This is a genomic window from Nocardia otitidiscaviarum NBRC 14405 (assembly GCF_000308635.1).
GTDB classification, from domain to species: Bacteria; Actinomycetota; Actinomycetes; order Mycobacteriales; family Mycobacteriaceae; genus Nocardia; species Nocardia otitidiscaviarum.
The window spans coordinates 52,428-64,140 of sequence record NZ_BAGD01000037.1 but is presented as its reverse complement, the minus strand read 5'-3'; the positions used below and the strand labels follow the sequence as shown (position 1 = coordinate 64,140).

10 protein-coding genes are annotated in these 11,713 nt (G+C 68.3%); 5 read left to right on the top strand and 5 right to left on the bottom strand.

Annotated features, from left to right (window positions below):
* Positions 1-43: 43 nt before the first annotated feature.
* Positions 44-1,042, top strand: coding sequence for a chemotaxis protein CheB (locus ON31_RS06235; RefSeq protein ID WP_039810227.1), 999 nt, complete (start codon positions 44-46; stop codon positions 1,040-1,042).
* 9 nt (positions 1,043-1,051) lie between these two features.
* Positions 1,052-2,947, top strand: coding sequence for a CheR family methyltransferase (locus tag ON31_RS06230; protein ID WP_051036917.1), 1,896 nt, complete (start codon positions 1,052-1,054; stop codon positions 2,945-2,947).
* Between the two features lie 76 nt (positions 2,948-3,023).
* Here the strand turns inward: ON31_RS06230 and ON31_RS06225 are convergent, their stop codons facing one another.
* On the bottom strand, positions 3,024-3,734 hold the full coding sequence (locus tag ON31_RS06225) for an ATP-binding protein (protein ID WP_051036916.1): 711 nt from the start codon (positions 3,732-3,734) through the stop codon (positions 3,024-3,026).
* A 414-nt stretch (positions 3,735-4,148) separates the two neighbouring features.
* Between ON31_RS06225 and ON31_RS06220 the strand changes: the two genes are divergently transcribed.
* Positions 4,149-5,045, top strand: coding sequence for a phenylalanine 4-monooxygenase (locus ON31_RS06220; protein ID WP_039810221.1), 897 nt, complete (start codon positions 4,149-4,151; stop codon positions 5,043-5,045).
* Here the strand turns inward: ON31_RS06220 and ON31_RS06215 are convergent.
* The gene (locus tag ON31_RS06215) at positions 5,011-5,631 is read right to left on the bottom strand and encodes an acyl-CoA-like ligand-binding transcription factor (protein ID WP_039810218.1); all 621 of its coding nucleotides are present in this window, start codon (positions 5,629-5,631) and stop codon (positions 5,011-5,013) included. The two genes, ON31_RS06220 and ON31_RS06215, sit on opposite strands and share 35 nt — an antisense overlap.
* Complete coding sequence (locus ON31_RS06210) at positions 5,621-7,132, bottom strand: DHA2 family efflux MFS transporter permease subunit (protein ID WP_039810215.1); 1,512 nt, start codon at positions 7,130-7,132, stop codon at positions 5,621-5,623. The genes ON31_RS06215 and ON31_RS06210 overlap by 11 nt, the downstream gene beginning before the upstream one ends.
* 180 nt (positions 7,133-7,312) lie before the next feature.
* Here ON31_RS06210 and ON31_RS06205 point away from each other — a divergent pair, with 180 nt between their 5' ends.
* The gene (locus ON31_RS06205) at positions 7,313-7,987 is read left to right on the top strand and encodes a nuclear transport factor 2 family protein (protein WP_039810211.1); all 675 of its coding nucleotides are present in this window, start codon (positions 7,313-7,315) and stop codon (positions 7,985-7,987) included.
* Positions 7,988-8,131: 144 nt separating this feature from the next.
* A complete protein-coding gene (locus tag ON31_RS06200; RefSeq protein WP_081592259.1) occupies positions 8,132-9,511 on the top strand; it encodes a D-alanyl-D-alanine carboxypeptidase in 1,380 nt (459 codons plus the stop codon).
* Between the two features lie 30 nt (positions 9,512-9,541).
* On the opposite strand, the gene yhjD is transcribed toward ON31_RS06200, so the two are convergent.
* Together yhjD and trpS are read right to left on the bottom strand one after the other, a co-directional pair.
* On the bottom strand, positions 9,542-10,561 hold the full coding sequence (gene yhjD, locus ON31_RS06195; protein ID WP_029925552.1) for an inner membrane protein YhjD: 1,020 nt from the start codon (positions 10,559-10,561) through the stop codon (positions 9,542-9,544).
* Positions 10,562-10,623: 62 nt separating this feature from the next.
* Positions 10,624-11,655, bottom strand: a complete 1,032-nt coding sequence (gene trpS, locus ON31_RS06190; protein WP_029925550.1) for a tryptophan--tRNA ligase — start codon at positions 11,653-11,655, stop codon at positions 10,624-10,626.
* Positions 11,656-11,713: the final 58 nt, after the last annotated feature.

The following is an 11,713-nucleotide window of genomic DNA, read 5'->3' as shown; positions in this document are numbered from 1 at the left end:
GGCGTAGCGTGAGGAGTGGGCCTGCCGACGGAAAGAGGTCCGGGTGGAACCTTCGGATGTGATCGTGGTGGGTGCGTCGGCCGGTGGGGTCGAGGCGTTGCGTGAGTTCGTGCGCGGGATTCCGGAGGATGCGACCGCGGCGGTGCTGGTGGTGTTGCACATGCCGCCGCGCGGGGTGAGCGCGCTGCCCGCGATTCTGCGGCGGGCGGCGGGGCTGCCGGTCGAGGCGGCGCGCAGCGGGTCGCGGCTGTGCGGGGGGCGGATCTATACGGCGGTGCCGGACCATCACCTGCTGGTGCTGGACGGTCGTATCGTCCTGTCGCACGGGCCGACCGAGAACGGGCATCGGCCCGGCGTGGACGCGCTGTTCCGCTCGGCGGCGCTGGCGTGGGGCCCGCGGACGGCGGGAGTGGTGATGTCGGGATCGCTGGACGACGGGACCGCCGGGCTGTCGATGATCAAGGCACGTGGCGGCCTGGCGGCCGTGCAGGATCCGAAAGAGGCGTTGTACCGGAGCATGCCGGAGAGCGCGATGGCGCAGGTGCGGGTGGACCTGGCGCTGCCCGCGGCGGAATTGGGGGCGGCGGTGATGCGGCTGTTGCGTGTGCGTCCGCATCGACCCGAACCGCCGCCACCGGCGGAACTGGATCGATTGGAGCTCGACATGGATGCCGGTCGACACGTCGTGCACGACCGGATCGCGACATCGGCCGAGCCCTCCGGCTTGACCTGCCCGGACTGTAGCGGCCCGCTGTTCACGATGGCCGGCGGCGTGCGCTACCGCTGTCTGGTCGGACACGCGTGGACCGCCGAGGCACTGCTGGTGGAACAGAGCGTCGAAGTGGAGAAGGCGCTCTGGACGGCCGTGCGCGCATTGGATGAGAAGGAGCGGCTGGCCGACCGGATGGCGGCCGACGCCGAACATCGCGGTGACGACCTGATCGCGCACCGCTTCGCCGATCAGCGCGGCGAACACGCCCACGCCGCGGAAGTGCTGCGAAAGCTGTTGGTCGAACGCCGAGCCGAGCGATCCGAGCGGTAGTTTGTGCGTGTGGAACAGGACAGCACGCCCCACGTCGCCCAGGGCTTCGAGGAGATCCTGCAATACCTGAAAGACGCCCGCGGCTTCGATTTCACCGGTTACAAGCGCAGCAGCCTGATGCGCCGGGTGGACCGCCGGATGGCGCAACTGGCCGTCGGCGACTACGTCGAGTACCTGGATGTGCTGCAGGCCAATTCGGATGAGTTCGTCGCCCTGTTCAACACCATTCTGATCAATGTGACCGGCTACTTCCGCGATCCCGATGCCTGGGAGTTCCTGCAGTCCGACATCGTGCCGAGCATGCTCGCCGAGCGCGGGCCCGAGGAGCCCATCCGGGTGTGGTGCGCGGGCTGCGCCTCCGGTGAGGAGGCCTACAGCCTGGCCATCGTGCTGGCCGAAGCGCTCGGTATCGAGGAGTTCCGCCAGCGGGTCAAGATCTACGCCACCGATGTGGACGAGGAGGCGCTGGGTACCGCGCGCCAGGCCGTATACAGCGAGAAGGAAGTGCAGCCGCTCGGCCACGAACTGACCCAGAAGTACTTCGAATCGATCGGCGGGCGCTACTCCTTCCGCAAGGACCTGCGCCGCTCGGTGATCTTCGGCCGCAATGATCTGGTGCAGGACGCGCCGATCTCCCGCATCGATCTGCTGGCGTGCCGGAATACGCTGATGTACTTCAACGCCGAGACCCAGACCAAGATCCTGGACAAGTTCCATTTCGCGCTGGCTCCGCGCGGTCTGCTGTTCCTCGGCAAGGCCGAGATGCTGTTGTCGCACAGCCGCATCTTCGACCCGGTCGATCTGAAACGCCGGGTGTTCCGCAAGGTGCCCACGTCACGGATGGATGTCGGCATCGTCTTCGGCCGATCGCTGGTGCCGGACCGGCGCGAGTTGGACCAGGTGGAGGCCCTGCGCGCGCTGTCCTTCTCGGCCGGTCCGGTGGCGCAGGTGGTGCTGGGCCCGAATGATGTTGTGACACTGGCCAATCAGCAGGCCAGACACCTATTCGGCCTGAGCGACCGCGATGTGGGCCGCCCGCTGCGCGACCTCGAGCTGTCCTACCGCCCCGTGGAGCTGCGCGGCTATATCGATCAGGTGCGAGCCGACCAGCGGGCGTTACGCATCAAGGATGTCGAATGGCAGCGCGGCCCGGGCGAGATACTGGCCTTGGAGGTGCACGTCAGCCCCCTGCTGATCGACGATGTGCCGATCGGCGTTTCGGTGGTGTTCCACGACGTGACGGCCAACCGCCGTCTGCTCACCGAGCTGAGCCGGGCCAATCAGCAGCGCGAATCCGCGTACGAGGAACTGCAATCCACCAATGAGGAGCTGGAGACGACGAACGAGGAACTCCAGTCCACCGTCGAGGAGTTGGAGACCACCAACGAGGAACTCCAGTCCACCAATGAGGAATTGGAGACGACGAACGAGGAACTCCAGTCCACCAATGACGAATTGCAGACGTTCAATTCCGAGCTGCGGGAGCGCAGCAATGAACTCGACGAGGTCAACGAGTTCTTCGCCGCGGTCATGAGCTCGTGGCCCGGCGGGGTGGCCGTGGTGGACACCTCCATGCGCATCGTGGTGTGGAACAGCGGGGCGGAGAACCTGTGGGGCATGCGGGCGGACGAGGCCGAGGGCGAACACCTGCTCAACCTGGATATCGGGCTGCCGGTGGCGGAACTGCGTCCGATCGTGCGACCGGCGCTCAGCGATCCGGCCTACCGTGGCGAGGTCGAACTCGAGGGGGTGAACCGGCGTGGGCGGCGCGTCACCGTGCGGGTGGTGTGCACGGCGCTGCGCGATCGCAACGGCGCGGCGACCGGGGCCATCCTGGTGATGGAGCCGTTCCACGCGGGCGACGCGGAACCGAGTGCACCAGTCGACGTGCAGCTTCCGCAGTAGCTCGATACCCAGCTCCTCGATACCCAGCTCCTCGATACTGCGGTGGCTCGGTACGCGGTGGCTCGGTGGAGTCGGCTCAGCGCGGTTCCCGCCTGGGGCCGACCGGCACGGTAGCCCAGACCACCTTGCCGATCGGCCATTTCGGCGCACAGCCCCAAGCTCGCGAGAGCCGGGCCACCACGTGCAGCCCGTAGAACCGGCGTCCTCCCGGACCTGGCTCCCGCAGCACCGCCTCGCGTGGGTCCGCGTCCGCGACGGCGACGGTCAGCAGGTCACCGCGCAGCTCCAGGCGCACCCGGATATCGGCCTCGGAGCGGCCGTGCAGAAAGGAGTTCTCGACCAGCTCGGTGGCGATGAGCTGGGCATCGCCGCGGACCGCGGCAATGTTCCAGCGCTGGCAGATGTCGTCGACGAAGCGGCGGGCGCGCTGGGCGCAGTCCCCGGTCGGCGTCAGATCGAGGGTGGCCCACCGCCGCAGCGGCGGATTGTCGAGCGAGTCGATCGCGGCGATGACAGTGGCGAAGACCGGTACGAAACGCCGAATGGCGCTGGATCGCAGCACCGCGCGCCGGAGGTCCAGCTCGACGACCAGCAGAATGGGGACGCCCGGCCAGTCTCCCACCCGCATGGACACACTCGCGAAGACGGAGAACAACGGTTCGGAGGTGACCCGCAGATCATCGAGGACGACGATAACCGCCCGCGGCTCTTCCACGGTGAACTTGACCAGGTCATCGCTGAAGTTCCGGTAGGTGGCCGGGTTCAGTTCCCCGTGCGGCCGGACCACGACGCATCCGTCTCGCTCGTCGAGCTGCCACTGAAGTTCCGTATCACCCAACACTGTCGTACCAATGCTCCGGGATGGGAGATGTGGTGGCAACCTGATGCACCGCTGGGTCCCATCGACTCGATCGGACTGTTGCCGCCGCCTGCGCGGTCGTCGTGGCAGGGTCGTCTCCCCCGTCACGCCATATCTGCTTACGGTAGGCAATTACCCCCTGAGCCGAGGAAGGAACCGCGAAACACCACAAGCCGGGTGAACACGGGCCGAGAGTTGCCGATCCGCGCTGGTGAGCCGTCTGCGTACCGTTTCCCGGCGAAATACCCGTTGACGCGCCCGATCACGCCGCAAAGCTAGTCAATCTGTTCAGCTGGGATGGCTTTTGTTGTCGTAGGGCCCGGCTGGTGCTTGCCTGGAGGCATGTTCACCGAAGCTCAGCTGTACTCGCCGGTGACCACGGGCGCCGACGGTGATGTGACGGTGCATCTGAGCGACGAGCATCCCGGCGTGCACGATCCGGAGTATCGGGTCCGCCGCAATGCCATTGCCGCCCTCGCACTGTCGTATCGCCCCGGGGAGCCGGTGCCCCACGTCGACTACACCGGCGAGGAACAGGAGGTCTGGCGGATCGTCTCCGCCGAATTGGCCCGCAAACGCCGCCGCTACGCCTGTGCGGAGGTGCGGGCCGCGGCCGAACGCCTGGCGCTGCCCGCCGACCACATCCCGCAGCTCGACGAGGTGTCCGCGGCGCTGACCCCGCTCACCGGTTTCCGCTATGTGCCCGCGGCCGGGCTGGTACCGCTGCGGGAGTTCTTCGGTTCCTTCGCGGACCGGATCTTCCACTCCACCCAGTACATTCGCCACCACAGCGCGCCGCTGTACACCCCGGAACCGGATGCGGTACACGAGATCCTGGGCCACGCCAATCAATTGGCCAGTCCCCGCTTCGCCGCCATCTACTCCGAGGTGGGCGCGGCGGTGGCCCGGCTGGAAACCGATGTCGCGCTGAAGTTCCTGGCCGACGTCTTCTGGTTCTCCATGGAGTTCGGCGTGGTGCGCGAGGAGGGTGAAGTCCGTTGCTACGGTGCGGGTTTGCTGTCGTCGTACGGTGAGATCGAGGAGTTCCGCGCCGCCGAGCTGCGGCCGCTGGACATCGCCGAGATGGGCACCGTCAGCTACGACATCACGCACTATCAGCCGGTGCTGTACTGCGCCGAGTCCGTGGCCGAGATCGAGGACGTGGTGGGCGGCTTCTTCGCCGAGATGGACGACGAGTCGCCGCTCAGAGTGGCATCCCGGCCGACAGGAAGTCGATGATCCCGGCGACGGCCGTGAGATCGAACGGATCGCGGGCGGGGTCCATCAGCACCGCCTCCGCGGCCCCGATGAAGGCCCCGGCCAGGGCCCGCACCTCGATGTCGTCGGTCTCCCGGCCGACCCGTTCGGCGACCATCCGGGCGATGAGGTCGACATTGCGGTCCATCTCCCGAGCCAGCGCGCCGCGCAATTCCGGGACACTGCGCACCAGATCCGCGCGTTCACGCTCGAACTCGAACTGACTCGGGTCGAGCCCGTCGATGGCCTCCAGCATGGTCCGCTTGATGGCCTCCAGGGCGGACAGCTCCGGCGGCTGCTCCCGGTATCTCGCGACGATGATCGGGTCCAGGTCGTCGACGAGCACCACCTGTTCCTTGGACGGGAAATAGCGGAAGAAGGTGCTCGGCGACACCTCGGCCGCCTCGGCGATCTGCTCCACGGTGGTCGCGGCGTAGCCCTGCTCACGGAAGAGCCGGAACGCCTCGACGCGGATGGCCTGGCGGGTGCGTTCCTTCTTCCGCTCACGCAGCGACCCGCCGGACCGCTTGGCGGCCGGGCGGGTCTCGGGCTTCGACTCAACCGACATGCAGCGATTGTCCCGTATCGGCCGCGGGCGTCTCACCCGCGGCGCGCGGCGCGGTGGTCAGCGCCGCGAGCCCGGCCGCGGCCAGGCAGATCGCCGCGCACACCCACAGCATGGCGCTCATCCCACCGACGAAGGCGGTCCGCACCGTGTGCAGCGCGCCGTCACCGAGCTGATGCGCCACCGCCACACCGGAATTCACGCTGTCACTGATCGGCGCGCGGTCCAGGTCGCCGAGCCCGGCGCGGTAGGCGGTGGACAGCACCGTGCCCAGCACGGCGATGCCGATGGTGCCGCCCGCCTGACGCAGCGCCTGTAGCAATGCCGAGCCGGATCCGGCGCGCTCGGCCGAGAGATCGTCGATCGCCAGCCCCATGGCGGCGGGCATGACGAAGCCCATGCCGATACCGAGCAGGGTCAGGGATGCGGCCGCGACGGCATAGCCGCTGTCCACCGTGATGAATGCGCCCAGGGCGAGCCCTCCGGCGAGCAGCGCGAATCCGGAGGTGAGCACCACGCGCGGTCCGGCCGCGGGCAGGAGTCGGTCGGTCACCCGGGTGCCGATGAGCAGGCCCGCGATGAGCGGCAGCAGCCGCAGCCCGCTACCGAGCGCATCGGCGTCCAGCACCGCCTGGAAGTACTGCGGCATGGTGAAGAACAGGCCGAACATGGCGAATTGCACCAGGACCATGTACACGGTGCCCCAGCGGAATCCGCGCGCCCGGAACAGTTCCGGATCGATCAGCGGATGGGTGGTCCGCCGCTGCCACAGCGCGAACGCCGCCAGCAGCGCCACCCCGACGGCGATGCAGACCCAGGCGATGCCGTCGCCCCAGCCCTCGTCGCCGCAGCGGATGAAGCCGTAGGTGAGGCCGAGCATGCCGAGCACCGACAGCACCACACCGGGCAGGTCCATCCGAAACGCGTTGTCGCCGCGGGATTCCGGCAGCAGCAGCGGCACCGCGATCGCGCCCACGATCACCAGCGGCACATTGATCAGGAAGACCGAGCCCCACCAGAAGTGCTGGAGCAGCCAGCCGCCCACGATGGGGCCGAGCGGCAGGCCGATGGCGGTGGCCGTGATCCAGATGGTCAGGGCACGCTGCCGCTCGTCGGGGTCCGGGAACAGGCCGGGCAGCACCGCCATGGACAGCGGCATCATGGCCGCCGCGCCGACCCCGAGGGCGGCGCGGGCGGCGATGAGCTGGCCCGTGGTGGCCGCGAAGGCGCACGCCACCGAGGCGACGCCGAACAACAGCAGCGCGCCGAGCAGGAATCTGCGGCGGCCGTAGCGGTCGCCGAGCGCACCGGCGGGCAGCATGAGCGCGGCCAGCGCGAGGGTGTAGGCGCTGGTGAACCACTGCAGCGCGGCGGTGTCGGCGTGCAGGTCGACGGCCACGGTGGGCAGCGCCACGGTCAGCGCGGTGACATCGAGTCCGATGGTGAGCATGGCCACCGAGAGCGCGCCGAGGGCCAGCCAGCGGCGGGTGTCCGCAGCCTTCATGACAGCTCCGATCATTTACTAGTTACTATATTTTGATAGAGTCTCTCATTTGCTAGTTACTGTCAATAGCTGCCTCGTCGGCCGCGTTCGACGCGACGCCGCCCGCGTTCGCTGTTAGGTTCAACCGGTCCGAAACGAGATCGACTGACCCACATCGGGTCTGGACACAAGAGGCACGAAATGACGGTTGATACAACAGAATCCGAAGCCACCGAGACCCCGCTCCACCTGCAGGGCCGCGATGCCGTGATCGCCGCTGCGGCAGCGGAGGATTGGCGCGCGGAGGCTCCGGACTACCACCTGAGCAAGGAGGTCATGCCCAAGGAGCGCACCACCGACCACGCCCCCGGTTCCCTGGAGGCCATCGTCGAGGAGCTGGTGAAGGTCTTCGAGATGGAGGTGTCGCACAAGAAGGACCCGGCCACCTGGGTCTCCCTGGTCGCCGAGCACTACCGCGGCCGGGTCAACGGCGGTCCCTGGCAGAACGCCGAGGAGTTCGCCCGCATCGGCAGCTACAACATCCTGATCGGCGACAACCCCTACTACCCGGCGGGTGAGGACTTCGAGTCCTCGCACCACATCTTCCACACCGCCTTCCCGGGCGGATTCTTCTGGGAGGTGCTCGAAGTGCTGGCGGGACCACCCACCGTCACCTTCAAATGGCGGCACTGGGGCCGCTACACCGGTGCGTACCAGGGCCACGAGCCCACCGGTGAGCTCATCGAGATGACCGGCATCACCATCGCCAAGGTCAGCGAGGATCTGCGCATCCTCGAACTCGAGCACTTCTACGACAACAACAAGCTGCTCGGCCCGCTCGCGCACGGCTGCCCCGTGCGGAACAGCGCCGAATAGCGCCCTCCCCCAAGCGGTTTCGGCCGCTACGCCGACGTACGGGCTCGTCACCCGGTGGCGGCGACCACTCCGGGGGGAGATCTTCACGCGTCGTCGGCCTCCGCGCGGTCGGCGACGCGCCGGCCCCGGTTAAGCTCATCCGCGATGAGTATTCGCCGCGGGCCCGCACCCCACGATCACGCCGCCGGACCGTCCCAGCGCCGCTCGGACGCGCGCCGGGGCATTCGCGCCACCCGGCACCGCGCCCTCATCGCGACCCTGCTCACGGCCGGGCTCACGGCGCTGTCCACCACCGGACCGGCGTCCGATGCCGCCGCGCAGCCCGCCCCGACCGATCCGTCCGTCACCACGACGCCGTTCACCACTCCCAATACCGACTCCTGCCCGAACAAGAGCCAGCCGCCGCCACCCGTCGACACCTCGGAGGTGCCCGCCCCGGGACAGTCCACGCCCGCCGCGCTACCGATTCCGGCGAAACCCGTGGGCGGCGACAAGCTCGGCGGCTGCGGACTGGTGCTACCCCGGAACGCTCCGGCGGTGCCGGAGGGCATCTCCGCCACCGCGTGGGTGGTGTCGGACCTCGACACCGGCGCGGTACTCGCCGCCAAGGATCCACACGGCCGCTACCGCCCCGCCTCCACCATCAAGGTGCTGCTGGCGGCCGTGGCGCTGCGCACGCTCGACCTCGACACGGTAGTGATCGGCACCCAGGAGGACGCGAATATGGAGGGCACCCGGGTCGGCATCGGGCCGGGTGGCCGCTACACCAATCGGCAACTGTTCCAGGCGCTCATCATGGCCTCGGGCAATGACGCCGCGCACGCCATCGCCGCGCAACTCGGCGGCGACGAGGCGGCGGTGGCGAAGATGAACGCGCGAGCGAAGCAGTTGCGCGCCTTGGACACTCGTGCCGCCACCCCGTCGGGTCTGGACGGTCCGGGCATGAGCACCTCGGCCTACGACCTGGCGGTGCTGTTCCGCGACGCCATGGAGATCCCGCTGTTCGCCGAACTCATTCGCACCGAACAGGTGGACTTTCCGGGCTTCCCGGCGAATCCGCTGGTACCCGGCGACGAGGACCATCCCGGCTTCGCCATCGGAAACGACAACCACCTGCTCTTCAACTACGAGGGCGCGCTGGGCGGCAAGACCGGTTTCACCGACGATGCCCGGCAGACGTTCGTGGCCGCCGCCGAACGGGGCGGCCGCCGACTGGTGGTGACCCTGTTGCAGGCCGAGGTGCGCCCGCTGCGGCCGTGGGAACAGGCGGCCGGGCTGCTGGACTACGGTTTCGCCCTGCCGGACGGGGCGAGCGTCGGAGCACTGACGGGCACCGGATCCGAACCTTCCGAGAGCACCGATTCCGCTGTGGCCGTGGCAAGTCCACCGCTGGACGACGCCGGGGCGCTGTCGGCGCGCGGCCGGGATCACGACAACCTGCGGATCACCCTCATGGTCGGCGGCACCGTCCTGGTGCTCGTGCTGCTGGCCGGGGCGCGCCGCATCAGCCGCCGCCGCTACTGAAGCCGCCCCGCCACCGGTCGAGGCGGCGCTTCATCGTCGGCGGCGCAGCGTCGACAGCAGCCCGGCGGCAAGGGCTCCCGCGCCGAACAGGGCCGCCCCCGCCCCGGCGGTGAGCCCCGGACCGCTCACCCGCGGTTCGATGACCACCGGTCCCGGCGCCGGGATATCCGCCGGGACGTCGTTTTCCGAGGCGGTGGCCGCCCACGCGGTGGCGAACAGGATGATGCGCGCGGTGATGTAACTGAACACCATCAAGCCGAGGATCGGACCGAAGGCGACGCCGGCCGGACTGGTCGCCACCCGCTTGAGAACGAATGTGGCCAACTGCTTGAAGATCTCGAAGGCGATCGCCGCCATGAGGGCCGCGCGGGCCGCACTGCGCAGGGTCACCGCGTGTCTGGGCATGCGGGCGATGATCCAGACGAACAGCGCCCAGGTGGCCAACACCGCCAGCAGCAGCGACAGTGCGGTCAACACGGCGGTCGCGCCCGGAACATGGCCGAGGCCCACGGTTTCGAGCAGTTCCCCCGCGAGTCCGCTGCCCGCCAGCACCGACAGGCCCAGCGACACCACCGAGGCGAGTCCGAGACCGACGAGCGCGAGCAGGTCGGACCCCTTGGTCACGAACCAGTTCCGCTCCTCGGCCTTCTGCTCCCACTGCTCGGTGAGCGCCGCGCGCAGATTCGCCACCCACCCCAGTCCGGAGTAGAGGCCCGCCGCCAAGCCGATGATGCCGACCCCGGCGCGGGATTCGACGGCCTGGTCGATGAGGTCGTTGAGCTGCTCCCCCGCCGAGCCCGGAATGTTCTCGACGATCTTCTCCTGGATCTGGGTGAGCAGCTCCGGATTGTTGGCCAGCACGAAGCCCGCCACCGCGAAACCCACCATGAGCAGCGGAAACAGCGACAGCACAGTGAAATACGTAATGCCCGCCGCGTAGTAGTCGCCGCGCTGCCGCTGATATCGGCCGCCCGCGCGCACCATATGGTCCAGCCACGGGCGGGCCTGGATCCACCCCTCGATTCGCGCTTTGACCTTGTCGAGCACCATTCACCTCCGCCACGGCCCCGCGCGGGTGCGGCGGATATCGGCGCTGCGCCGACCCGGCCGAATCAGCTCGGCCGAGCCAGGAAGCCGACCCGGTCGTACACCTGCGCGAGGGTCTTGCCGGCGACCTCACGCGCCCGCTCCGCGCCCGCGGCGAGAATGCGGTCGAGTTCGCCCTGGTCAGCCATATACTCTCCCACCTTCGCCTGGAAGGGAGTGACAAATTCGATCAGCGCGTCGGCGGTATCGGCCTTGAGATCGCCGTAGCCCTTACCCGCGTAATCCTGCTCGAGGGTGACGATCGGGGTCTCGGTGAGCGCGCTGAGAATGGCCAGCAGGTTCGAGACGCCGGGCTTGTGCTCGGGGTCGTAGCGGATCTCGCGTTCGGTGTCGGTGACGGCCGAGCGGATCTTCTTGGCCGAGACCTTGGGATCGTCGAGCAGGTTGATCAGCCCGGAATCGCTGGCGGCCGACTTGCTCATCTTCGAGGTCGGATCCTGCAGGTCGTAGATCTTGGCGGTGCCGGACACGATATGCGCCTCGGGCACCACGAAGGTCTTCTTGAAGCGAGTGTTGAAGCGCTGCGCCAGATTTCGGGTGAGTTCCAGATGCTGGCGCTGATCCTCGCCGACCGGCACCTGATGCGCGCGGTAGAGCAGGATGTCGGCGGCCATGAGCACCGGATAGGTGAACAGACCCACGGTGGCGTTCTCCGCGCCCTGTTTGGCCGACTTGTCCTTGAACTGGGTCATCCGGCTGGCCTCGCCGAAACCGGTGATGCAGTTCAGCACCCAGGTCAGTTCGGCGTGCTCGGGTACGTGCGACTGCACGAACAGCGTCGACTTCTTGGGGTCGACGCCCACGGCGAGCAGCTGGGCGGCCGAGATCTTGGTGCGCTCGCGCAGCTGCTTGGGATCCTGCGTCACCGTGATGGCGTGCATATCCGGGATGAAGTAGAAGGCGTCGTAGTCCTCCTGCATGCCCACCCAATACTGCACCGCGCCAAGGTAGTTGCCGAGGTGGAAGGAACCGCTGGTCGGCTGGATCCCGGACAGGACCCGCTGCTTGCGATCGGGGGTGGGTGCAGGACTGGACATGCCCCGATCTTCCCATGCCGCGTCCAGCGGAATTTCGGGCCACCCCGCCCGGCCGCGC

What these genes read in the sequence shown, in the direction of transcription:
- ON31_RS06220 (WP_039810221.1), top strand. Translation starts at nt 4,149, where the DNA reads ATGTTCACCGAAGCTCAGCTGTACTCGCCGGTGACCACGGGCGCCGAC.
- ON31_RS06215 (WP_039810218.1), bottom strand. Translation starts at nt 5,631, where the DNA reads ATGTCGGTTGAGTCGAAGCCCGAGACCCGCCCGGCCGCCAAGCGGTCC.
- ON31_RS06210 (WP_039810215.1), bottom strand. Translation starts at nt 7,132, where the DNA reads ATGAAGGCTGCGGACACCCGCCGCTGGCTGGCCCTCGGCGCGCTCTCG.
- ON31_RS06205 (WP_039810211.1), top strand. Translation starts at nt 7,313, where the DNA reads ATGACGGTTGATACAACAGAATCCGAAGCCACCGAGACCCCGCTCCAC.
- ON31_RS06200 (WP_081592259.1), top strand. Translation starts at nt 8,132, where the DNA reads ATGAGTATTCGCCGCGGGCCCGCACCCCACGATCACGCCGCCGGACCG.
- yhjD (WP_029925552.1), bottom strand. Translation starts at nt 10,561, where the DNA reads ATGGTGCTCGACAAGGTCAAAGCGCGAATCGAGGGGTGGATCCAGGCC.
- trpS (WP_029925550.1), bottom strand. Translation starts at nt 11,655, where the DNA reads ATGTCCAGTCCTGCACCCACCCCCGATCGCAAGCAGCGGGTCCTGTCC.